General features: G+C 63.2%; 25 protein-coding genes. 15 read left to right on the plus strand and 10 right to left on the minus strand.

What is annotated here, in order from left to right; all coding sequences use genetic code 11:
• The first annotated feature begins 120 nt into the window (after positions 1-120).
• Positions 121-564 carry a hypothetical protein gene (locus tag J4E08_RS06450; protein WP_349537772.1) on the plus strand — a complete coding sequence of 148 codons (444 nt, stop codon included), beginning with the start codon at positions 121-123 and terminating at the stop codon, positions 562-564.
• A 13-nt stretch (positions 565-577) separates the two neighbouring features.
• Here J4E08_RS06450 and J4E08_RS06455 read toward each other — a convergent pair whose 3' ends face one another.
• The gene (locus tag J4E08_RS06455; RefSeq protein WP_183962719.1) at positions 578-1,162 is read right to left on the minus strand and encodes an FMN-dependent NADH-azoreductase; all 585 of its coding nucleotides are present in this window, start codon (positions 1,160-1,162) and stop codon (positions 578-580) included.
• A gap of 121 nt (positions 1,163-1,283) precedes the next feature.
• Between J4E08_RS06455 and J4E08_RS06460 the strand changes: the two genes are divergently transcribed.
• Together J4E08_RS06460 and J4E08_RS06465 are read left to right on the plus strand one after the other, a co-directional pair.
• Positions 1,284-2,168, plus strand: coding sequence for a LysR family transcriptional regulator (locus J4E08_RS06460; RefSeq protein ID WP_349537773.1), 885 nt, complete (start codon positions 1,284-1,286; stop codon positions 2,166-2,168).
• Positions 2,165-3,055 carry a DMT family transporter gene (locus J4E08_RS06465; RefSeq protein ID WP_349537774.1) on the plus strand — a complete coding sequence of 297 codons (891 nt, stop codon included), beginning with the start codon at positions 2,165-2,167 and terminating at the stop codon, positions 3,053-3,055. The genes J4E08_RS06460 and J4E08_RS06465 overlap by 4 nt, the downstream gene beginning before the upstream one ends.
• Positions 3,056-3,112: 57 nt before the next feature.
• Here the strand turns inward: J4E08_RS06465 and J4E08_RS06470 are convergent, their stop codons facing one another.
• Positions 3,113-3,457, minus strand: a complete 345-nt coding sequence (locus J4E08_RS06470; RefSeq protein ID WP_183962722.1) for an ArsR/SmtB family transcription factor — start codon at positions 3,455-3,457, stop codon at positions 3,113-3,115.
• Between the two features lie 297 nt (positions 3,458-3,754).
• Here J4E08_RS06470 and J4E08_RS06475 point away from each other — a divergent pair, with 297 nt between their 5' ends.
• The 7 genes from J4E08_RS06475 to J4E08_RS06505 all read left to right on the plus strand — a co-directional run bounded on the left by J4E08_RS06475 (position 3,755) and on the right by J4E08_RS06505 (position 7,925).
• The gene (locus J4E08_RS06475; protein ID WP_349537775.1) at positions 3,755-4,132 is read left to right on the plus strand and encodes an AtpZ/AtpI family protein; all 378 of its coding nucleotides are present in this window, start codon (positions 3,755-3,757) and stop codon (positions 4,130-4,132) included.
• Positions 4,122-4,892 carry a F0F1 ATP synthase subunit A gene (locus J4E08_RS06480; RefSeq protein WP_349537776.1) on the plus strand — a complete coding sequence of 257 codons (771 nt, stop codon included), beginning with the start codon at positions 4,122-4,124 and terminating at the stop codon, positions 4,890-4,892. Before J4E08_RS06475 ends, J4E08_RS06480 begins: the two co-directional genes overlap by 11 nt.
• 78 nt (positions 4,893-4,970) lie before the next feature.
• A complete protein-coding gene (locus tag J4E08_RS06485) occupies positions 4,971-5,192 on the plus strand; it encodes a F0F1 ATP synthase subunit C (protein WP_183962725.1) in 222 nt (73 codons plus the stop codon).
• An 83-nt stretch (positions 5,193-5,275) separates the two neighbouring features.
• Positions 5,276-5,827 (plus strand): F0F1 ATP synthase subunit B', encoded by a 552-nt coding sequence (locus J4E08_RS06490; protein ID WP_349537777.1) that lies wholly within the window; start codon positions 5,276-5,278, stop codon positions 5,825-5,827.
• 3 nt (positions 5,828-5,830) lie between these two features.
• Positions 5,831-6,388, plus strand: a complete 558-nt coding sequence (locus J4E08_RS06495; protein WP_183962727.1) for a F0F1 ATP synthase subunit B — start codon at positions 5,831-5,833, stop codon at positions 6,386-6,388.
• Positions 6,389-6,583: 195 nt separating this feature from the next.
• Positions 6,584-7,393, plus strand: coding sequence for a division plane positioning ATPase MipZ (locus J4E08_RS06500; RefSeq protein WP_183962728.1), 810 nt, complete (start codon positions 6,584-6,586; stop codon positions 7,391-7,393).
• A gap of 151 nt (positions 7,394-7,544) precedes the next feature.
• A complete protein-coding gene (locus tag J4E08_RS06505; protein WP_349537778.1) occupies positions 7,545-7,925 on the plus strand; it encodes a hypothetical protein in 381 nt (126 codons plus the stop codon).
• Between the two features lie 27 nt (positions 7,926-7,952).
• Here the strand turns inward: J4E08_RS06505 and J4E08_RS06510 are convergent, their stop codons facing one another.
• Positions 7,953-8,492, minus strand: a complete 540-nt coding sequence (locus J4E08_RS06510) for a hypothetical protein (RefSeq protein ID WP_349537779.1) — start codon at positions 8,490-8,492, stop codon at positions 7,953-7,955.
• 227 nt (positions 8,493-8,719) lie between these two features.
• On the opposite strand from J4E08_RS06510, the gene J4E08_RS06515 reads away from it, so the two are divergent.
• Positions 8,720-12,175: a chromosome segregation SMC family protein gene (locus J4E08_RS06515; RefSeq protein WP_349537780.1), complete on the plus strand. Its 3,456-nt coding sequence runs from the start codon at positions 8,720-8,722 to the stop codon at positions 12,173-12,175.
• 203 nt (positions 12,176-12,378) lie between these two features.
• A complete protein-coding gene (locus J4E08_RS06520; RefSeq protein ID WP_349537781.1) occupies positions 12,379-13,524 on the plus strand; it encodes an alpha-D-ribose 1-methylphosphonate 5-triphosphate diphosphatase in 1,146 nt (381 codons plus the stop codon).
• 5 nt (positions 13,525-13,529) lie between these two features.
• On the opposite strand, the gene J4E08_RS06525 is transcribed toward J4E08_RS06520, so the two are convergent.
• The 3 genes from J4E08_RS06525 to purE form a co-directional block, all read right to left on the minus strand.
• A complete protein-coding gene (locus J4E08_RS06525) occupies positions 13,530-14,978 on the minus strand; it encodes an MDR family MFS transporter (protein WP_349537782.1) in 1,449 nt (482 codons plus the stop codon).
• 163 nt (positions 14,979-15,141) lie between these two features.
• Positions 15,142-16,209 carry a 5-(carboxyamino)imidazole ribonucleotide synthase gene (locus tag J4E08_RS06530; RefSeq protein ID WP_349537783.1) on the minus strand — a complete coding sequence of 356 codons (1,068 nt, stop codon included), beginning with the start codon at positions 16,207-16,209 and terminating at the stop codon, positions 15,142-15,144.
• A gap of 192 nt (positions 16,210-16,401) precedes the next feature.
• The gene (gene purE, locus J4E08_RS06535) at positions 16,402-16,890 is read right to left on the minus strand and encodes a 5-(carboxyamino)imidazole ribonucleotide mutase (protein ID WP_349537784.1); all 489 of its coding nucleotides are present in this window, start codon (positions 16,888-16,890) and stop codon (positions 16,402-16,404) included.
• 103 nt (positions 16,891-16,993) lie between these two features.
• Here purE and J4E08_RS06540 point away from each other — a divergent pair, with 103 nt between their 5' ends.
• The gene (locus J4E08_RS06540; protein ID WP_349537785.1) at positions 16,994-17,155 is read left to right on the plus strand and encodes a hypothetical protein; all 162 of its coding nucleotides are present in this window, start codon (positions 16,994-16,996) and stop codon (positions 17,153-17,155) included.
• Between the two features lie 3 nt (positions 17,156-17,158).
• On the opposite strand, the gene J4E08_RS06545 is transcribed toward J4E08_RS06540, so the two are convergent.
• Positions 17,159-17,383, minus strand: a complete 225-nt coding sequence (locus tag J4E08_RS06545) for a YdcH family protein (protein WP_183962737.1) — start codon at positions 17,381-17,383, stop codon at positions 17,159-17,161.
• Positions 17,384-17,547: 164 nt separating this feature from the next.
• Between J4E08_RS06545 and J4E08_RS06550 the strand changes: the two genes are divergently transcribed.
• Together J4E08_RS06550 and J4E08_RS06555 are read left to right on the plus strand one after the other, a co-directional pair.
• Positions 17,548-17,958, plus strand: a complete 411-nt coding sequence (locus J4E08_RS06550) for an Hsp20 family protein (protein ID WP_183962738.1) — start codon at positions 17,548-17,550, stop codon at positions 17,956-17,958.
• Between the two features lie 4 nt (positions 17,959-17,962).
• On the plus strand, positions 17,963-18,193 hold the full coding sequence (locus tag J4E08_RS06555) for a DUF1150 family protein (RefSeq protein ID WP_183962739.1): 231 nt from the start codon (positions 17,963-17,965) through the stop codon (positions 18,191-18,193).
• A gap of 400 nt (positions 18,194-18,593) precedes the next feature.
• Here J4E08_RS06555 and J4E08_RS06560 read toward each other — a convergent pair whose 3' ends face one another.
• The 3 genes from J4E08_RS06560 to trxB form a co-directional block, all read right to left on the minus strand.
• A complete protein-coding gene (locus J4E08_RS06560) occupies positions 18,594-20,681 on the minus strand; it encodes a bifunctional sulfate adenylyltransferase/adenylylsulfate kinase (RefSeq protein ID WP_349537786.1) in 2,088 nt (695 codons plus the stop codon).
• A gap of 353 nt (positions 20,682-21,034) precedes the next feature.
• Positions 21,035-21,385: a ribonuclease E inhibitor RraB gene (locus J4E08_RS06565; protein WP_349537787.1), complete on the minus strand. Its 351-nt coding sequence runs from the start codon at positions 21,383-21,385 to the stop codon at positions 21,035-21,037.
• Between the two features lie 59 nt (positions 21,386-21,444).
• Positions 21,445-22,461, minus strand: coding sequence for a thioredoxin-disulfide reductase (trxB, locus tag J4E08_RS06570; RefSeq protein WP_349537788.1), 1,017 nt, complete (start codon positions 22,459-22,461; stop codon positions 21,445-21,447).
• Positions 22,462-22,496: the final 35 nt, after the last annotated feature.

The raw sequence follows: 22,496 nt of genomic DNA on the forward strand, positions 1-22,496 counted from the left end.
TCAGGCTTTTGTCAATGAGGGGGCGCCTTGGCCTGCGCGGCTCTCATCTGGATAGTTGCGCGGCGGCAGGGACTGCGTGCATATACGTCAGGTCAGCCCTTCATGCCCACAAGGCCACCCATGCCCGCAAGTTTCAAGATCCTGACGGAAACGAACATCGTTCTGGTGCGGTTCGAGGGCGACATCACCGTCGACCAGAATGTAGACTGTCTCGGAGCCTATCGCGAAGATCCACAGTTCGACGGCGGTCAGCACATCCTTCTCGATGTTGCCAACTGCACATTTCCGGAACGGTTCTTTGAGGAAACCCAGCGTCTCGCAGATCGGCTGACCGCGTTTCACACCGCGCGCGACCCACGCGCACGCACCTCGATCTATGCACCGGGAAAGGTCAACTTCGGGATCTGCAAGCTGTACCGCGATACCGTAAAGGCGCGGATGCCCTATCCGCTGGAGGTCTCGCGCACCGCAGAGGATGCCCTGCGCTACGCGGAGCTGGACCCGCGTGATCCGGCAGCCCGCCGGTTGCTGCACGTCCCGACGATAGGACGCGCAGCATTCTGAACGGCCGCAGGTCTTATGCGGCGAGGTTTTCCAGATCGGTCTCGGCGCGGGCTTTGGACGCCTCGGGGTCCACGGCCTGCTTGTCGGAGCGCACAACCTGAATGTCGGTGATGCCGACAAAGTTCAGCACCTGACGCAGCCAGGGTGTCGCGTGGTCGATGGCGCTGTCCACCTCGGTGCCGCCGCTGGCAATGGCCAGAATGGCGCGCTTGCCGTCCAGCAGACCCACGGCACCCGATTCGGTGTAGCGGAACGTGATACCGGCGCGGGCGATCATATCGACCCAGCTTTTCAACGAGGCAGGCACGTTGAAGTTATAGACCGGGACGGTCAGCAGCAGGGTGTCTGCCTCTTGAATCTCGGCGATCAGGCGGTCGGACAGGGCCAGGTGGTCGCGCTGTTCGGTGGTGCGCTCTTCGTCGCTGGTAAAGGCGGCGTGCAGCCAGCCCGCGTCAAGCTGCGGGATCACCTGATCGGCCAGGTCGCGGCGGATGATCTTGCCGGCGTTCAGCTTGGCTTCGATCCGGTCGCCCAATTCGCGGGTCACTGACCCTTCGTGGCGGGCGGAAGTGTCGATACGGAGAAGTGTCTCGGTCATTGTGTCGTCCTTTCGGCAAAGCAAACTGCTGTTGCGGTCTGTCCCTAAACTTGGCTCTTGCTCGACCGAACGCAATCTGAGCAAAAGGAAGGTCACTGTTTATATTTGCACAGGACGCAAGATGGACAATTGGGATGAAATCCGCACAGCTTTTCAAGTGGCGCGGATGGGCACGGTCAGCGGGGCAGCGGATGTTCTGGGCGTGCACCACGCCACGGTGATCCGCCACATCGACGCGCTTGAGGGACGTCTGGGCGTCAAGCTGTTCCAGCGTCATGCGCGCGGCTACACCGCGACCGAAGCGGGACAAGACCTGTTGCGCGTGGCGCAGACCACCGATGAGCAGTTTCAACAGCTCGAAGGGCGCATCAAAGGGCGCGGCTCTGACGTGTCGGGCGAGTTGCTGGTCACCTCGTTGATTGCCTTCTCGCCGTTGATGGTGCCGGCGTTGACGTCGTTCCGCGCGGCTTATCCGGACGTGGTGGTGCGCTACCTGACCGGCGACCGGGTGTTCCGGCTGGAATACGGCGAGGCGCATATCGCGCTGCGCGCCGGGCCTGCCCCCCAGGAGCTGGACAACGTGGCGCAGTCCTTTGCCAAGCAGGATGTGGCGCTGTACGGCCACAAGGACTATCTGGCGCGCAGAGGCACCCCAAAGGGCGAAGAGGATCTCGCAGAGCACGATTTCGTCGGGCACGACGACCCGGACAACCGCGCGCCGCATTATCGCTGGCTTAATGCGCGCGTGCCTTTTGACCGGATGGTGTTCCGCAGTGTCGACTCGCGCGTTCTCGAAGGTGCTCTTCTGGCCGGTGCCGGCCTGGGCTTCATGGGCACGCGCGAAGCGGCGCTGCATACGGATCTGGTTCAGGTGCTGCCCCCCAGCGACGATTGGACCGCGCCGCTCTGGCTGGTGACGCATGTGGACCTGCACCGCACGGCCAAAGTGCAGGCGTTCCTGTCGCACCTCAAGGCATATGCGGGAGAAGGCACAGCGAAGAAGTGAGCGAGGCGGCCAAGGGACATCTCGCGATGCTCTGCTTCGCTGCGCTGGTGGCAGGCTCGTTCCCATTCGGCGCGATGGTCGGGCCCTACATTGATCCGGTGGTGCTGAACGCGGTGCGCTTTGCGGTGGCCGCGGCAGCGATGTGGGCGGTGGCGCTGGCCAGCGGCACTGGCACCGAGGGCGTGTTCCGCGCGCCCTGGCGTTACTTTGCGCTCGCCGGTTTGTTTGCCATCTACTTCGTCACCATGTTCGAGGGCCTGAAAACCGCAGAGCCCGTCAGCATGGCCGCGGTCTTCACCCTGAACCCGGCTTTGACCGCGGTCTTTGGGTGGGTTGTCGTGCGCCAGGTCACCACCCGCCGTATGGCGCTGGCCATCGTGGTTGGCGGTCTTGGCGCGCTTTGGGTGATCTTTCGCGGTGATCCGAACCTTGCCCTGCGGTTCGAGATCGGGCGCGGCGAGCAGGTGTACCTTTGGGGCTGCCTCGCCCACGCGCTCTATTCTCCGTTGCTGCGAAAGCTCAGCCGGGGCGAGCCGGCGCTGGCCTTCACCGCCTCGATCCTGACGGCGGGGGCGGTGATCCTCGGTGTCTATGCCGCCCGCGATATCGTCGAGACCGACTGGGCCGCGATGCCGGTGATCGTCTACCAGGTCATCGCCTACACGGCCATCGTCGCCACCGGCGTGACCTTCCTGATCCTGCGCTACGCGACGCTGCGTCTGCCGTCGGCCAAGGTGATGGCCTATACGTATATCGTGCCGTGCTTTGTCATCGTCTGGCAGCTGGCGCTGGGGCAGGGCGTGCCATCCACCATAGTCCTGCCCGGCGTTGCGCTGACAGTCCTGTCGCTTCTGCTTTTGATCAAGGACGAAGAGCAAGACAGTTGAGCATTCAGGAAGCAGAGAAGCCAGCACCGTGCCTTGTCTCTTCGCGCCTCCAAGGGTTCACTCGTTCGGCGCGCCTGTGGCCGGAGAAAGCTCCGCTTCAAGGAAGCGCTCGAAGGCATCGAGGTTCACCGGCTCAAACAACCCGAAGCTTTGCATCCAGATGGTCGCTTCACGCAGGGCGTCCGGTTCCAGCTTGCACCACTTCACCCGACCGCGCTTCTCCTGGCTGATGAGGCCTGCGTTGGTGAGCACGGCCAAGTGTTTGGAGATCGCGGCGAGCGACATCTCGAAAGGCTCCGCCACATCGGTCACGGCCATGTCGTCCTCCAGCAACATCGACAGGATGCGGCGGCGGGTCGGGTCGCCGAGAGCGGCGAAGGTGGCGTCGAGGCGGGCGGTCATGGGCTTTGCAGATAGACCGGAACGCGGGCTTTGCACAGCATATATAAAGAGGCGAGAGCCGTCTGCGCCATGGGGATGCAGGAGCCCGATGGCAAGGTCAACTGATGAGTTGAATATGCAAACGCAGCAGGCTGGGGCGCTAACAGGGGTGAGGTGCTTTGAAAATTGTCAGCTGGCAATTTGGAAAAACCATAAATTTCATAGGCTTGCTGGGTGTGAATTAAGGCTTAACCCGTCGTTGACTCCGGGGGCTGCACCGCCTATCCCCCTTGCGAACTCTGGTGGAGCAAACAGCCCATGAGCGCGCCTGATCCGAAGCGACAGATGCAGGACCTCGAAATCCGCATCAACGCCTACAAGAAGGCCACGGGGCAGGTGAAGCCTCACCAGGAGGAACACTACAGTCAGGCCAATATGGCGTGGCGCATGGTGACGGAGATGGTTGCCGGACTCGGGATCGGGTTCGGCATTGGCTACGGGTTGGACTGGCTGCTTGGCACTGGTCCGTGGCTCATGGTCATTTTCGCACTGCTGGGCATCGCCGCCGGCATCAAAGTGATGCTGCGCACAGCGAAAGAACTGCAGGCGAAGCAGGAATTGAACGAGGCGGACGCGCCTGAGGCTGACAAGGGCGCCGCAGGCGGCGCAAACGAGGGGAACACGCATGGCGACTGAGACGCACGGTGCAGAGCACGCGACCGAAGGCACGGGCCTGGTCTTTCACCCGATGGACCAGTTCATCGTCAAGCCGCTGTTTGGCCACGGTGATGTAGGTCTGTTCACGATCACCAACGTGACGCTTTGGCTGTTTCTGGCGATCGTCGCCATTGTGCTGCTGATGGTTGTGGGCACATCGCGCCGCGCCATCGTGCCGTCGCGTTCCCAGTCGGTCGCCGAACTGGCCTACGGCTTCGTCTACAAGATGGTCGAAGACGTCACAGGCAAGGACGGTCTGAAGTACTTCCCCTACATCATGACCCTGTTCATGTTCATCGTCTTCGCCAACTTCCTTGGCCTGATCCCGATGGCCTTTACCACCACGTCGCATTTCGCCGTGACCGTGCCGCTGGCATTGGCGGTGTTCATCGGCGTGACCGTTCTGGGTTTCGTGAAGAACGGTCCCGGTTTCCTTGGCCTCTTCTGGGTGTCCTCCGCCCCGCTGGCGCTGCGTCCGATCCTGGCGATCATCGAGGTGATTTCCTACTTCGTGCGTCCGATGAGCCACTCCATTCGTCTTGCAGGCAACGTCATGGCGGGTCACGCCGTGATCAAGGTCTTCGCCGGTTTCGCCGCGCTGGCCGCTGTCTCGCCCATCTCGATCCTCGCGATCACCGCGATGTACGGTCTTGAGGTGCTCGTGGCCTTTATCCAGGCCTACGTGTTCACCATCCTGACCTGCGTGTACCTCAAGGACGCGCTGCATCCCTCTCACTAAGGCGGTGCGGGGCTGATCCCGCGCCTCCCCCGACAGAACAACCAGACTACAAACTTCCAATCGTAAGGAGATACCACCATGGAAGGCATTCAATTTCTCGGCGCAGGCATTGCAGGTCTCGGCACGGGCATCGCGGCCCTCGGTGTGGGCAACGTTGCTGCCAACTTCCTGGCCGGCGCTCTGCGCAACCCCTCCGCTGCTGGCTCGCAGACCGCGACCCTCTTCATCGGCATCGCATTCGCAGAAGCACTGGGCATCTTCTCGTTCCTGATCGCTCTGCTGCTGATGTTCGCCGTCTGATCCACGGAATTTGACGATCCTTACGCGCGGGCGGCCTGACATGGGCCGCCCGATGTAGAGACCAAGTTCCGACGGAGGACGACATGGCGGTTGAACCGTATCAGGAAGAACTGGCTGGCACCTGCGTCGACGCAGGCGGCTCCGCGATCGGGATGCCGCAACTCTGCGGTGACTGGGTCGGCAACCAGGTTTTCTGGCTTATCATCACCCTCGTGGTGATCTACTTTATTCTGGCGCGTGTCGCCTTGCCGCGGATCGCGTCTGTTCTGGCTGAACGTCAGGGCACCATCACGAACGACATCGCCGCAGCCGAAGATCTGAAGTCGAAGGCGCAGCACGCCGAGGCGGCATATGACAAGGCGCTGGCGGATGCCCGCACCGAGGCACATGCCATTGCACAGCGCGCTCGTGACGATATCAAGGCCGATCTTGACGTGGAAAAGGCGCATGCCGACGCAGAGATTTCTGCCAAAGCCGCTGAATCGCAGAAGGCCATTGACGCCATCCGCGCCAGCGCCCTGGAGAACGTCGAAATCGTTGCCAAGGACACCGCCGCTGCCATCGTGTCTGCACTGGGCATGACTGCGGACGAAGCGAAGATCAACGCGGCCGTTGACCGCCAGCTGAAGGGATAAATCATGACTCGTTTCATTCTTCCCCTCGCATTGCTGGCCGCTGCTCCGGCACATGCTGCGACTGGCCCGTTCTTCAGCCTGCGCAACACCGATTTCGTGGTGCTGATCGGCTTTATCCTGTTCCTCGTGGTGCTGGTGTACTTCAAGGTTCCGGGCATGCTGGCCAAGCTGCTCGACAAGCGGGCCGAAGGCATTCAGGCCGATCTGGACGAAGCCCGTCGCATCCGTGAAGAGGCGCAGACCTTGCTGGCCTCCTACGAGCGCAAGCAGCGTGACGTGCAGGACCAGGCGGACCGGATCGTGGCCCACGCCAAGCAGGAGGCCGAACTGGCCGCCGAGCAGGCCAAGGCTGACATGAAGGACTCGATTGCGCGCCGTCTGGCCGCTGCCGAGAGCCAGATCGAGTCGGCGCAGGCCGCAGCGATCAAGGACGTGCGCGATCAGGCTGCCGTGGTGGCCGTGGCCGCGGCGCGTCAGGTCATTGCCGAGCAGATGGATCCGGCGAAGGCCGACCAGATGATCGACAACTCGATCAGCGAAGTCGGTGCCAAGCTGCACTGACCTTGCCATCCATGGCATCGAAGGACCCGGCCGATTGGTCGGGTTTTTCTGTCTCAAGGACCGGGCGGAAAGCGCGAACGCACTGTTTCCGGCGCGCCGCCGCATCGCAGCACCTTTCCATGGCCGTCCCCAGCTTATAGGGTGCGGCACAGCCAACCACGGGCAACACGTGGTGTTTTCTGAGGGACGTCGAGCGTGGCACACATCATCGTTGTCGGGAATGAAAAAGGCGGCGCGGGAAAATCCACCGTGTCGATGCATATCTCAACCGCCTTGGCGCGGCTGGGACATCGGGTTCAGACGCTGGATCTGGACTTGCGACAGCGCAGCCTTGGCCGATATCTGGACAACCGCGCGGCCTTCTTGGCCAAAGCCGGGCTGGAGCTGCCCTCGCCCGGTCATACGGATCTGCCGAACATCGACAAAGAGGCCCTTGGCCCCAATGAGAACGCCAACGACCGTCGTCTGAGCGAGGCTGTGGCGGGGTTGGGCGAGACCAATGATTTCATCCTGATCGACTGCCCCGGATCGCACACGCGGCTGGCACAGGTGGCGCATTCGCTGGCGGACACGCTGGTGACGCCGCTGAACGACAGTTTCATCGACTTCGACCTGCTGGCGCATATCGATTCGGAGGGCGACAAGATCATCGGTCCCTCCGTCTATTCCGAAATGGTCTGGGCCGCGCGTCAGGTGCGGGCGCAGGCGGGCTTGCAGCCAATCGACTGGGTTGTGCTGCGCAACCGTCTGGGCGCGCAGCAGATGGTCAACAAGATGAAGATCGAAAAGGCGCTGGACCGTCTGTCCAAGCGGATCGGCTTTCGCGTGGCGCCGGGCTTTTCGGAGCGTGTTGTGTTCCGGGAGCTGTTCCCGCGCGGGCTGACGCTTCTGGATCTCAAGGATGTGGGCGTGAAGCAGCTCAACATCTCGAACGTGGCGGCACGCCAGGAGCTGCGCGAATTGATCAAGGCGCTGAATTTGCCGGGGGTCGAGGTCACGTTCTGACCTTTCCCGCGCCCACCGCGACTGATGGAGCGGGTTTCGTAAATTCGGACGTCTTTTGTGGTGGACGCACAACGGCCTGAGCGGTTCAGTTGCCTGTGTGGTCGCGATTAAGAATTTGCTAACCATCGTGGCGCACGCTGGCCTGATGCGAATGATCCTTTTTGTGCCCCTGATTTTGTTAACCGCCTGCGATACGCCCGGACCGGGCTTTTCTGGCGCGCCTGCGGTCAAGGTCGTTGAGGCGGGCACGTCGTTTACCCTTCGGAGGCGCGGCAACTTCGTCGAGGCTATTCGCACCAGCTCTCATATGCTGCCGAAATTCGAGGATGTTGCCCGAAACGCCGGGGTCGCCACACAGGCGCAAACGGGGTGCCGCGCCGATTGGGTGCTGGGTGACCCGACGATGATGACCATTGGGCTGGAATGCGATGGTCATCGTGCGCCGCCTCTGCCCCGTCGCAAGCACACGCTGTTTTGCGAATACTTCGATGCGGGGCAGGGCGCTTTGGATTTGGAATGCATCCGCGCCTGACGTGTTTCAGGCGCGGGTAGAGGCGCTTTAGTCCTTCTTTTTCTTCAGGTTGACCGTGAGCGCCGGGTATTTGAAATCGTCCGTTTCGTTATCGGTGTTCGCTGCGGCAACCGCCCCGATGATAATGGCACCCAAGACACCGGCGCCTGCCGCGCTTTGCTGACGTTGCTGGTTGGTGGCGTTGTAGACGTTCACCGTGATCGAGCCGGACTGCGTTTCAGTCTCGCACCGAACGAAGAGCGCCGGGGAGTTGGGGCCGTAATCGGGCACGATGACATTGGCCGGCGTGGTGAAGTTCGCAGCATAGGTGCCGCTGTCGATCAGACACGGAACGCCGGTCAATTCAGTGCTGCCCTTTTCGCCATTTCCCCAGGTTCTTATCTGAACCGTTTCCTGCCCCCGGAAGCGCGGCACCGGATTGCCCGCTGCGCGCGCGCGCCCGTAGACGTCGATGCCGACGGCTGCGGCTCGGTCTTTCGGGACAACCGTGACCGGTGGGGTCGAAATTTCCGCATTGGCGCAGGCCATCAACGATAAAAACGGTGCCAAAATCATGAAACGCTTCATTTTCGGAATCCTTGAGCTTTGAACACTCTCAGTCGCGCGAAGTCATATTTCAAAAAAGTGAGCAGACGCATTCCGTCTTTCATCGTGTTTTGCGTGCACAGCCGGATGCTGTGTTTTGCCACAATATCTTGGGGACAAGTGGCAAGGCTCTGCCAAATCCGGCGCGATCTGATTGACTCGGACCCGATGAAACCGCCAAATTGCAGGTCTCAAAAGGAATCGCGCGCGTGCAGTTTTCAAAGCTCCGTCTGACAGGCTTCAAAAGCTTTGTGGACCCGACAGATCTGTTGATCTCGACCGGGTTGACCGGCGTGGTCGGGCCGAATGGTTGCGGCAAATCCAACCTGCTCGAAGCGCTGCGCTGGGTCATGGGTGAGACGCGGGCCAAGGCCATGCGCGGCGGCGGCATGGAGGATGTGATCTTTGCCGGTGCAGCGTCCCGTCCGGCCCGGAACTTTGCCGAAGTGTCGCTGATCATCGACAATCAGGACCGGCTTGCGCCGGCGGGCTTTAACGAGACCGACCAGTTGGAGGTGGTGCGTCGCATCACCCGCGACGTGGGCAGCGCCTACAAGGTGAACAGCAAGGACACCCGCGCGCGCGATGTGCAGATGCTGTTTGCGGATGCGGCCACAGGATCGACCTCGCCCGCGCTGGTGCGGCAGGGGCAGATTTCCGAACTGATCAACGCCAAGCCAAAGAATCGGCGCAAGATCCTGGAAGATGCGGCCGGGATCGGCGGCCTGTATCAGCGGCGTCATGAGGCGGAGCTGAAGCTGCGCAGCACAGAGGCGAACCTGCTGCGTGTTGACGATGTGGTGGAGCAGTTGGCCGGGCAGCTGGGGCAATTGGCCCGACAGGCCAAGCAGGCCGCGCGCTACCGGGCCATTGGCGAGCAGCTGCGGCAGGCTGAGGGGATGCTGCTGTATCGGCGCTGGCACGAGGCGGATCAGGCGCGGGCCAGTGCGGAGGCTGCGTTGCGTGAGTTGGTGACGGCCGCGGCAAGCGCGGAACGGGACGCGCGCGCGGCGGAAACCGCTCGGGCGGCTGCCGAGGAGTCGCTGCCTGCGTTGCGCGAGGAGGACGCCATTGCCGCCGCGGTGCTGCAACGGTTGTTGGTGCAGCGGGATGCTTTGTCGGATCAGGAAAAGCAGGCACAGCAGCGGATCGAGACGCTGCGCAAGCGCATTGCCCAGCTCGATCAGGACATGGCCCGCGAGGAGACCCTGAACCGCGACGCCGGCGAGACCATCGAACGGCTTGAGGCGGAGGCGCGCGAGCTGGCGGAGGCGTCGGAAGGGCACGACGACAAGGTCGAGGAGGCCATTGAGGCCGCTCACGAGGCCTCTGACGTGTTGCAGATGCGCGAGGCGGATCTGACCCAGATGACCGAGGATGTGGCGCGTCTGGCGGCCCGTCACCAGTCTGCGCAGCGCTATCTGGCGGATTGCCAGCGCCTGGTTGCCCGCAACGAGGCGGAGGCGGAGAAGGCGCGCGCCTTGGTCGCGGATGTGCAGGACAGGCTTGGCCAGGCGCGTGAGGCCACCGAAGATGCCCGCGCCCGCCAGATGGATGCGGACGCCATGGCGGAACGGGCGGAGATGCTGCTGACCGACGCGGAAAGCGCGCGCGCCGAATGCCAGACGCGCGAGGCGGAGGCACGCGGCGAGCGGTCCGAGGCCGAGGGTCTGATGAACGCGCTGAGCGCCGAGGTGACGGCTTTGGCGCGGTTGCTGGAGCGGGACACGGCCGAGGGCGGTCAGATCATGGACCGGTTGCAGGTTGAACAGGGGTTCGAAAAGGCGCTTGGGGCGGCTTTGGCGGACGATCTGCGCGCGCCCGAGGTGGAGGCCGATGGGCCGTCGGGTTGGCTGGTCATGCCGGGCTACGACGTCGCGCAGCCTTTGCCGATGGGGGTCACCTCGCTGGCGCAGCATGTGTCGGTGCCCGATGTCCTGGTGCGTCGTCTTGCGCAGATCGGACTGGTGGAGGCTGAGGACGGCCCGAGGCTGCAACAACAGCTGTCGCCGGGGCAGAGGCTGGTGTCGCTGGAGGGCGATCTGTGGCGCTGGGACGGGTTCCGCGCCTGGGCCGAAGACCAGCCCTCGGCGGCAGCGCTGAGGTTGGAGCAGTTGAACCGGCTCGAAGGGTTGAAGCAGGAAATGGCGGAGGCCTCGGCGCGGCTGGACGGGACGCGCGCGGCGCATGATGCGTTGGTGGCGCGTCTGGCGGAGCTGACCCGTGCGGACAAGGACGCGCGCGAGGCGCGGCGCATGGCGGATCAGCGCGTCACCGAGGCGGCGCGCGCGCTGTCCCGGGCCGAAGCGGATCACGACATGGCGGGCGGCAAGCTGGAGAGTGCCACTCTGGCGGTGAAGCGCTACGAGGACGAGGGAAGCACCGCGCGGGCGCAGCTGACGGAGGCGGAGCGGGCGCTGGACCAGCTCGACGATCTCGACGAGGTGCGCGCCAAGGCCGAAGACGTGAAGATGACGGTCGAGGCCGCGCGCATGACGATGATGACGCGCCGCTCTGCCGCAGATGAGCTGCGACGCGAGGGCGAGGCCCGCAAGGCGCGCGCGCAGCAGGTGGCAAAGGATCTGTCCGGCTGGACGCAGCGGTTGGAGAATGCAACGGCCCGCGCCGGGGAGCTGGCGGAGCGCAAGGCCGAAGCCGAGGACGATCTGTCCGATGCCTACGAGGTGCCCGACGATCTGGCGACGCAGCGCGAGGAGCTGTCTGACAGCATCGCCACGGCTGAAGACCGCAAGTCCCTTGCGCAGGACCGGCTGATCGAGGCGGAGAGCGTGCTGCGGGAGGCGGTGACCTCGGAACGCGATGCGGAGCGTTTGGCCGGTGAGGCCCGCGAGGCCCGCGCCCGCGCCGAGGCCCGCGCGGATGCCGCGCGCGAAAGCGTGCAAGCGGCCACCGCGCGCATCGAAGAGGCGTTGGAGACCACGCCCGAAGCGCTGTTGGCGACGTTGGATGCGACGCCCGATGACGTCGGCGATGCGGAGAAGATCGAGAGTGAAGTTGCCCGCCTGAAACGCGCGCGCGATGCGTTGGGGGCCGTGAACCTGCGGGCCGAGGACGACGCGCGGGAGGTGCAGGACGAGCACGATACGCTGGTGTCGGAGAAGAACGACCTTGAAGAAGCGGTGAAGGCGCTGCGCACGGGAATCGCTTCCTTGAACCGGGAGGGGCGTGAACGGCTTTTGACGGCCTTTGAGCAGGTGAACAGCAACTTTACCATGTTGTTCACGCATCTGTTTGGCGGCGGCGAAGCGAGCCTTGTGATGGTCGAATCCGACGATCCGCTGGACGCGGGACTGGAAATCATGTGCCAGCCTCCGGGCAAGAAGCTGTCGACGCTGTCACTGATGTCGGGGGGGGAACAGACGCTGACCTGTCTGGCGCTGATCTTTGCGGTGTTCATGGCGAACCCCTCGCCGATCTGCGTGCTCGACGAGGTGGACGCGCCGCTGGACGATGCCAACGTGACGCGGTTCTGCGACATGCTCGACGAGATGTGCCGCCGGACGGAGACGCGGTTCCTCATCATCACCCACCACGCTGTGACCATGGCCCGGATGGACCGGCTGTTTGGCGTCACCATGCAGGAGCAAGGGGTGTCGCAACTGGTGTCTGTGGACCTCAAACGCGCCGAAAAGCTGGTGGCGTGACAGCGGGTTGGACCGTTTCAGTGCGTGTTTTCAAAGCAAAGACGCAGGGCGCGTAGTGCGCTTGGCCTGCTCTGCGTGACGATGGCGGCGGCTTGTGGCTTTTCGGAGCAATACGCGGGGGCGTCGGGCCGGGCTGATGGGGCCGGTTGTGGGGGCACGATGATGGGTTTCGCGGGCGCGGCGGTCGGTCTATGGGAACGCGCATGAGTTTGGATATGACATTGAATGGCGCGCGGGTGCTGACGCCTGAGGGGTGGGACAGCTGCGCTGTGCCTGTGAGCGGCGGTGTGATCGCGGATTGCGCCGTGGGGCGCGCCGTCGATCTGTCGGGATACGACCTGTTGCCGGGACTCGTGGATGCTCATGGCGACGGGTTCGAGCGGCACATGGCACCGCGCCGGGGCGCTTTGCGCGAACGTGATGCGGGGATGCTGGCGGTGGCCGCCGAGCTTGCGGCCTGTGGCATCACCACGGCTGTGATTGCACAGTTCTGGTCTTGGGAAGGCGGCCTGCGCGGGCCGGATTTTGCCCGAGAGGTGTTCGAATCGGTCGATGTCATGCGCGGCAGCGTGCCGGTGGACATGCGGTTGCAGCTGCGGTTGGAGACGCATTATCTGGATGAGTTCGCGGCAGCTGAGGCGGCCATTGCGCGGTTCGGCATCCGCTACGTGGTGTTCAACGATCACCTGCCGCACGCGCGTCTGGCCGAGGGGCGCAAGCCGCCGCGTCTGACGGGGCAGGCGTTGAAAAGCCGGCGCAATCCAGAGGATTATTTCCGCCTGTTGCTGGACCTGCACGCGCGCGGGCCGGAGGTTGGCCCGGCGGTGGAGGCGCTCTGTGCACGGTTGGTGGCGCAGGGCGTGACGCTTGGCAGCCATGACGATCAGACTGAGGCGGACCGGTCCGTTTGGCGGGAGCGTGGTGCGCGTGTGTCGGAGTTTCCCGAGACTCTGGAGGCGGCGCAGGCGGCGCGGGACGGCGGCGATTTCACCGTGCTGGGCGCGCCGAACGTGGTGCGGGGGGCATCCCATGCGGGCAACGCCTCGGCTCAGGATCTGATCGCGGCGGGGCTGTGTGATGCGCTGGCGTCGGATTACCATTACCCGTCACCGGCGCGCGCGGCGTGGCGCTGTGTCGAGCTTGGGCTGCTGGATGTGGCGGGGGCCTGGGCGCTGGTGTCCAGCGGGCCTGCGCGGCTGTTGGGGCTGACGGATCGCGGTGTGATCGCGCCCGGCCAGCGTGCCGATCTGGTGGTCATGGAGCGCGACAGCCGTCGGATCGTGGCGACCCTTGCGGGCGGGCAGGTGGCGTGGATGAGCGGCCCTGTGGCGGGCCGCTTTGTTGGATAGGGCGCTTAGTCCGCGCGCATGTCCGGCGGGCGGCGCACAAAGAACCCGGCCACGATCAGCAGCAGCGAGATCGCACCGCCGGTCATGAAGCCCGCGCGCGTGCCGGCGGCCGTGGCATGGACGAGATCCGCCCCACCTGCGGTTGCCGCGGCAGAGGCCAGCGACATCACAGAGACAAACAGCGCGATGCCTGCGGCGCCTGCCACCTGCTGCGTGGTGCCGAGGACGGCGGAGCCGTGGGAATACAGCTCCTTCGGGACGGACCCAAGCGCGGAGGTGAACAGCGGCGTGAACAGCAGGGACAGGCCGATGGACAGGATCACGTGGGCGACCAGCACGTGCCAGACCGCGGTTTCGGCATTCAGGGTGGCCATCAGCCACAGGCCGCTGCTGACGAACATCGCGCCGGGAATGACCAGTTTGCGGGCGCCGATCTTGTCGTATTGGCGTCCGACCGTGGGGGCCAGAAGGCCCATCAGCAAGCCGCCGGGCAGCAGCAGCAGGCCAGCCTCGATCGGTGCCATGCCAAGGACGTTCTGCATGTAGATCGGCAGCAGGATGATCATCCCGAACAACGCCATCATGCAAAAACCCATCATCACGACCGACACGGTGAACACGCGGTTGCCAAAGGTGCGCAGATCCAGAAGGGCGCGGCCCTTGGGGCCGAGCTTGAGCTGGCGGAGGGCAAAGATCGCGATGACCACGATGCCGAGGGCCAGCGGCGCCCAGACGGGAACAGCGGCGTCGCCGTGGCTTTCGCCGATGGTGGACAGGCCGTAGACCAGCGCGCCAAAACCGATAGCGGAGAGCGGAACGGAGATCAGGTCAAGCGGGCGCTCCTTGGGTTCGTTCACGTTGACAAGGCGGGCGTAGCCAAGCGCAAGCGCGCTGAGGCCGATGGGCAGCACCAGCCAGAACATCCAGCGCCAGTCCAGCACGTTGAGGATGATGCCGGAGATGGTGGGCCCGATGGCGGGCGCGACGGAGATCACGATGGAGATGTTGCCCATGGTCTTGCCGCGGGTTTCCGGGGGCACGAGGCTCATCACGGTGGTCATCAGCAGCGGCATCATCATGGCGGTGCCGGTGGCCTGCACGACGCGCCCCAGGATCAGCTGACCAAGCCCCGGCGCGGTGGCGCAGACCAGCGTCCCGGCGGAAAACAGACCCATGGCCATGAGGAACACCTGCCGCGTGGCGAGCCGTTGCAGCAGAAATCCGGTGATCGGAATCACCACGGCCATGGTCAGCAGAAAGGCGGTGGTCAGCCATTGGCCCGCGCTGGCGGTGATGCCCAGATCGGCCATCAGGCGCGGCAAAGCAACGCCCATGATCGTCTCGTTCAGGATGACGGTGAAGGCAGACACCAACAGCAGCAAAATGACCTGCTTGTCACGTTTGGTGTTGTCTTCGACGGGGGGGATGGCATCGGGGGAGGTGGTCACGGACATAATGCGGCTCTTGAAAACAGGAACGGCCCGCAGAGCGGGCCTTTGGTCGTGACCTAACCACGCCTGAGCGGTCTGGCAAGAAAATAGATGTTAATGGCAGCTATTTGTTGCTGACATATATGTGAAGTGAGATGTGAGCCGCGGGGCCGTGCCCCGCCCTCCGTCAGCTTGTGACGCGGTTCACATGGCCCATCTTGCGGCCCGGTTTAACCTCCGCCTTGCCGTAAAGGTGCAGGGCGCAGGCGCCATCGCGGGCCAGGTCGGGCACGCGGTCCATATCGTCGCCGATCAGGTTCTCCATCAACACGTCCGAATGGCGCGCGCCATTGCCCAGCGGCCAGCCCGCAACGGCACGGATGTGCTGTTCGAACTGGTCGACGGTGCAGCCATTCTGTGTCCAGTGGCCGGAGTTGTGCACCCGAGGCGCTATTTCATTCACGATGAGCTTGCCCGGCGTGACAAACAGCTCCAGCCCCATGACGCCCACATAGTCGAGCGCATTGAGGATCTGCCCCGCCATCAGAACGGCGTCAGTTTGCAGGCGGGCGGGGACCTTGGCCGGAACCGTGGTCGTGCGCAGGATGCCGCCTTCGTGCACGTTCTCGCCGGGATCGAAGGCCGCAACCTGACCGTCCTGGCTGCGAGCGGCGATGACGGAGATTTCCAAAGAAAAGTCCACGAAACCTTCGAGCACCGCAGGCGCGCCATTCATGTCGGCCAGTGCCTGCTCTGCGTCCTCGGGCGATTTCAGGCGGGCTTGGCCCTTGCCGTCATACCCGAAGCGACGGGTTTTCAGGATCGACGGGGTGCCGATGGTGTCGAGCGCGGCGTCCAGCGCCGCCCGGTCGGGAATGTCGGCAAAGGGCGCGACCGTCAGGCCCAGCCCCTGGAGGAAGGTCTTTTCCGTCAGGCGGTCCTGCGACACCCGCAGTGCCTCGCGGTTGGGGTGGATCGGTTTGATCTGTTCGAGGATATCCAGCGCGGAGGTCGGGATGTTCTCGAATTCGTAGGTGATGACATCGACGGACTCTGCGAACCGCTTCAACGCCTCTTCGTCATCGTAGCTGGCCTGCAAGTGGTAGTTCGCCACATGAGAGGCGGGGCAATCGCCGCCCGGCTCAAAGATGACGGTCTTGAACCCCAGTCGCGATGCCGCGACCGATAGCATGCGGCCGAGCTGGCCACCGCCAAGGATGCCTATGGTGGAACCGGTGGGTAGGGGAGTGGTCATGACGGGCCTCCTGTTTGTCAGGCTTTTGGCCCGAGATGACGGGCGAGGCAAGGGGGAGGGGCGCGGCCCGTCGGCTCGCGGCCTCACCCCATAGGTATCTGGGAAAGCAAAGACGTCGCTTGCACCCCTTTTTGCCTTCGCGAATACTCCGGGGCTGTCGCCGCCCCGGAGCGTTGGCGGCTATGTCTGCAGTCAGTCGCGCTCTGGCGTGTCGGGGATTGAGGCAGACAACGCGGCGCGCCAGTCGTCGAGGCGTTTGGCGAGGGTCTCGTCCTCGTTTGCGAGGATGGCGGCGGCCATCAGACCTGCGTTTTTCGCCCCTGCGGCACCGATGGCCATGGTGGCGACAGGGAAGCCGCGTGGCATTTGCAGGATGGAATACAGGCTGTCGACGCCGGAGAGCGCCTTTGTCTGGACGGGGACACCGATGACCGGCACCCGGGTTTTAGAGGCCATCATGCCGGGCAGGTGGGCTGCACCGCCTGCGCCTGCGATGATCGCCTTCAGGCCGCGGTCGACCGCAGTCTTGCCGTAGTCCCAAAGACGGTCCGGGGTGCGATGGGCGGAGACGATCTTGCACTCGTAGGGGACGCCCAGCTCGTCGAGGACGTCCGCGGCCTCCTGCATGGTGGGCCAGTCCGATTGGCTGCCCATGATGATGCCGATTTTGATCTCTGCCATAATTCACTCCGGATCGCGGGAAAGGTGGACTATACAGAGCCTTAAACCGGCGACAAGCCGGATGCGACGCCAGGGAATGTGGATGAGGACCTGATGCAACGCGATGAACGTTCTGACAGACCCTTGGCCTGAGACCAGCGCGCGGCAGGCGCGGATTACGATGTTGCCGCCTGAGCGGCGCGCGGCCATGATTCAGGCGCTGAGCCAGATCATTACTGCCCGGATCACCGACGGCATGGTCAAGGTCATGCGTGCGGGTCAGTGAGGATCAGGCGATGATGTCGGGCAACAGCCGGTCTTCGATCAGGGCGATCTTGTCCTTCAACTGCAATTTCTTCTTCTTGAGGCGTTGCAGGGTAATCTGATCTGCCGTTCCGGTTGTCTGAAGGGCGCGGATCGACTCGTCGAGGTCACGGTGTTCGCGACGAAACACTTCGAGTTCCACACGCAGAACGTCTTCGCTTTTCATAGCGAGCTCCGATGGCGCGTTCATGGCAGTGCTCCTGACAATCTTTGTGATCTTCAACATAGCGAACCGAAGGCTTCACGCAAAGCCCCTTGCACCGAGACAGACCCTTTCCCATATTTGAATGGCAGCGGTTGCCTGACGGGACTGATGCAAAACGGTCGCTTGTATCAAGGACTGAAAGGGACGACATGAGCAAACTCACGTTGGGGTCTTATCCCCACATGCTGGGCTTTGAGCAACTGGAGCGGTTGCTGGAGCGGACGGCGAAATCCTCTGAGGGGTATCCGCCCTTCAATATTGAACAGACCTCTGACAGATCTTACCGAATCACGTTGGCCGTAGCGGGGTTCCGCGAGGAAGATCTGTCCATCACGGTTGAGGACCGCCAGCTTGTGATCCGGGGGCGGTCACGGGATGACAGCGCAGAACGCGTATTTCTGCATCGCGGCATTGCCGCCCGTCAATTTCAACGCACATTTGTTTTGGCAGACAATGTCGAAGTGGGCGAAGCTGTGATGGAGAACGGACTGCTGCACGTCGATCTGACACAAAGCGCGCCAGAGACTGTGGTGCAGACGATCAAGATTAGGAAGGGGTGAGAAAATGCATGTTAAATATGATTTTTCCAAGCTGATGGACGAAGGCAACACGGTTTACGTGCGCTCTGTCCGTGCTGAGGACCTTCCTGAGGATGTTCAGGCGCAGGTGGGCGGGCGTGACACGCTGTATGCGGTACACCGCGCGGATGGTGAGCGTCTGGCGCTGGTCAAGGACCGTCGTCTGGCCTTTGCTCTTGCTCGGCAGAACGATCTTGCGCCGGTAACAGCGCACTGACCCGGCGCTGCCTCTTGCGGCAGGCTGGCGACACATCGGATTTTTCGACTGGGGGCTTTCGGGCCCCCAAATCATTTTTAGGTAGATGAAGGGGATGCCGAGTCGCATTCTCGGTCATCCTGCACTGTATTCAGGTGTTATCGAGGCACGCGTAACCATCGTCTTCGGCGGTTCGATTTCCGGGGTGTCCTGATCGTCGGGTGTTCAGCCCCTACAAGGGGCTGGGTTCAGGCCGCCGCCAATCTTGTTGTCAGCCATCGGTTAGCATTCCCGGGCGCATCGTTCAGAGCGCGTATTGGCACGCAGCCCCCAAACAACTCGTTCAAATCGTAGACGTTCAGATGCAAAAAAGGCCGGGCGCGTGGCCCGGCCTTTTCGCATTCTCAAGCGGTGTGGTTTGTCACCCGGCGATCAGGCCCATGCTTTCGAGCTTCAGAATCACTTGGTGGGCGCAGTTGTCCACATCCAGGTTTTCGGTCTCGACGGCGATTTCAGGGTTCGTGGGAACGTCATAGGGATCGGAGATGCCGGTGAATTCCTTGATCTTGCCTTCGCGGGCGAGCTTATACAGGCCCTTGCGGTCGCGACGTTCGCATTCTTCGAGCGAGGTCGCGACGTGCACTTCGATGAAGGCACCGAACTGTTCGATCTCTTCGCGCACGTGGCGGCGGGTGGCCGCGTAGGGCGCGATGGGCGCGCAGATGGCGATGCCGCCGTTCTTGGTGATCTCGGAGGCCACGTAGCCGATCCGCTTGATGTTCAGGTCGCGGTGCTCCTTGGAGAAGCCCAGCTCTGACGACAGGTTCTTGCGCACGATGTCACCATCGAGCAGCGTCACCGGACGGCCCCCCATCTCCATCAGCTTGACCATAAGCGCGTTGGCGATGGTCGATTTGCCGGAGCCGGAGAAGCCGGTGAAGAACACGGTGAACCCCTGGTCCGACCGCGGCGGGGAGGTGCGGCGCAGCTCGTTGACCACTTCCGGGAAGGAGAACCAATCGGGGATTTCCAGACCTTCGCGCAGGCGGCGACGCAATTCGGTGCCGGAAATGTTGAGGATGGTGATGTCATCCTTGTCTTCGATCTCGTCGATGGCCTCGTACTGGGCGCGTTCCTGCACGTAGACCATGTGCTTGAAGTCGACCATTTCACAGCCGATTTCGGACTGGTTGGCGCGGTACAGATCCTGTGCGTCGTAGGGACCGTAGAAATCCTCACCGGCGGAGTTTTTGCCGGGGCCAGCGTGGTCGCGGCCAACGATGAAGTGGGTGCAGCCGTGGTTGGCGCGGATCAGACCGTGCCAGACGGCTTCGCGCGGGCCGGCCATACGCATGGCGAGGTTCAGCAGCGACATGCTGGTGGTGGACTGGGGGTATTTGTCCAGAACGGCCTCGTAGCAGCGCACGCGGGTGAAATGGTCCACGTCGCCCGGCTTGGTCATGCCGACGATGGGGTGGATCAGCAGGTTGGCCTGTGCCTCCTTCGCGGCGCGGAAGGTCAGTTCCTGGTGCGCGCGGTGCAGCGGGTTGCGGGTCTGGAAGGCCACGACCTTGCGCCAGCCGAGCTTGCGGAAGTAGGCGCGCAGCTCGTTTGGCGTATCGCGACGACCGCGGAAGTCGTAGTGCACGGGCTGCTGGATGCCGGTGACCGGGCCGCCAAGGTAGACGTTGCCTGCGGTGTTGTGCAGGTAGTTGACGGCCGGGTGCGCTTCGTCGTCCGCGCCAAAGACTTTCTCGGCCTCGCGCGATTTGTTCGGCACCCATTTGTCGGTGACGGTCATGGTGGCGAGGATCACGCCCTCCTGGTCGCGCAGCGCGATGTCCTGACCAAGTTCGATGGTCTCGGCGAAGGCTTCGCTCACATCGAGGTTGATCGGCATCGGCCACAGGGTGCCGTTTGCGAGGCGCATGTCCTCGACAACACCGTTGTAGTCTTCTTCGGTCAGGAAGCCCTTCAACGGGTTGAAACCGCCGTTCATCAGCAGCTCCAGATCGCAGATCTGGCGCGGCGTCAGATCGTGCGAGGTCAAGTCACCTGCTTCGACTTTCAGCTTCTGGGCGCTGTCGTAGGAGACATACAGCTCCGGAATGGGGGCGAGGTTGGATTGCATCAGGGTGCTCCTGTACTTCAATGGCATCAGGTCGCCCACGGAGCCGGTCAGCTCCGCGTGCAGTGCCGCATATTCGGCAAATTTCCGGGTCAGAAAGGATTGGACCAGTCGGTTCTTGGTCTGGTGGCCCTTGTCGGTCAGCGCATAGGCGAACCGCTGACGGCGATCCTGACCTTTGCGTTCCGTGACAGCGATGAGGCCGGCCTCGGATGCGGCCCTGAGCTGCGCGTTCAGCCGTCCGAGCGACACGCCGAGAGCCTCGGCAGTGGCGCGCTGGCTGACCTCTGGCGCGCGCTCCAGTTGACGCAACAGCCGAAACAGCTGGTCGTCTTCCGGGGTCACGGCCTTGGCAGGCGTCGGGTTTGGGTACGCATTCATTCCGGAGACTCAATGTGTGTTCACGGATGAACACATGTCACCATTTGCAGGTGCAGAAAACCATTATTTTGGAACAATTGCGTTTTTATGCGCGAAAGAACGAGGGTAGCAGAGTGCAAGCAGCAGCGGCGCCGCGCGTCCGGGGACGGCGGGGCAGGTGAGCAGTGGTTTTTGAAATTTTGGGTTCGGAGGTGTGGCGGGGCTGGCCGATGGTCGGCTGACGTCGCGCCGCATTGCTGCTTCGCAGGTGTTGTGCGCTCAAGCGAGTGCGCGATGAACCGCCTGCTGGGCGACGGATCATCCATGCGTTTCAGGCGCTGGCGGGGCAGTGCTGCCCCGCCAGGCCGGTGGGTTTACTCGTCGTCTTCGTCGCCCAGAAGGCCCCAGCCGTCCGGCTGAAAGCCATGTTCGAGGGCGATGCGTGTGGCCACTTCTTCGCCAAGCCAGATTCCGTCAGCCGAGATGATCTGCTCATACAGCGTGGCGACCAGATAGGGTTCATCAGACTCCTCGTCATCCTCCACCCATTCGCAGTCGTAGCCTTCCTTGGCGAGCGCGTCGGCCAGGGGAGCCCAGTCTTTTTTCGTGTCGGGGATGAGGAAATAATCCACGTCGGCAAATTCCGGCAAGCCGGGGCCGTCGCGCAGCTCTGCGTATTCAGCGCGGGTTTCGGCGCGCTGGGCGGTGTAGTCGTGTTCGGACATGGGGTGCTCCGCTATGGGCAAAAGGGAACCCCCGGCGCGTGGGCCGGGGGCTTATGTATTTAGTGACCAGCTTCGACAGGCGCGCCGTAGCCCAGTGGCTCGGTCTCGTCCTTGTCGGGGGTCGAGGCATCCTCCAACCCCTGTTCGGCCAGCCAGCGCTCGGCCTCCAGCGCAGCCATGCAGCCCATGCCGGCACTTGTCACCGCTTGTCGGTACTTGTGATCGGTCAGGTCGCCGGCGGCAAAGATGCCGGGGATGGAGGTTTCGGTGCTGTCAGGCTTTGTCACCACATAGCCGCCCATGTGGGTTTCCAGCACGTCTTTCACCAGCTCATTGGCGGGGGCGTGGCCGATGGCGACAAACACGCCAGCGCAGGGGATGTCCTTGATCTCTCCGGTGTTCACGTTCTTCACCTTCACGCCGGTGACACCCTTTGGCATGTCGTCACCGACCACTTCGTCAAGCTGGTGATGCCAGAGCGTTTCGACCTTGGGGTGTTTGAACAGGCGGTCTTGCAGGATCTTTTCGGCACGCAGTTCATCGCGGCGGTGGATCAGCGTCACCTTGGAGGCGAAGTTGGTCAGGAACAGCGCCTCTTCGACTGCGGTGTTGCCGCCGCCGATCACGACGATTTCCTTGCCGCGATAAAAGAAGCCGTCACAGGTGGCGCAGGCCGAGACGCCGAAGCCCTTGAAGGCCTCTTCGCTCTCCAGCCCCAGCCATTTGGCGCGGGCCCCGGTGGCAAGGATGATCGAATCGGCCGTGTAGGTGGTGCCGCTGTCGCCATGCGCCACAAAGGGACGCACGTCGAAATCGATCCTGGTGATGATGTCGCCGACAATCTCGGTGCCCATGGCGCGGGCATGGGCCTCCATGTTGACCATCAGGTCGGGGCCCTGGATCTCGGAGTGACCGGGCCAGTTTTCCACTTCGGTTGTGGTTGTCAGCTGGCCACCGGGTTCCAGCCCCTGCACCAGAAGCGGGTTCAGCATGGCGCGCGAGGCGTAGACACCGGCGGTGTAACCTGCCGGGCCGGAGCCGATGATAAGAACCTTCGTATGACGGGTATCGGACATGGGGTGCCTCCGGACAGTCGTGTTTCGCCTTGCCA

It is taken from the genome of Sagittula sp. NFXS13 (assembly GCF_040148795.1).
GTDB classification, from domain to species: domain Bacteria; phylum Pseudomonadota; class Alphaproteobacteria; order Rhodobacterales; family Rhodobacteraceae; genus Sagittula; species Sagittula marina.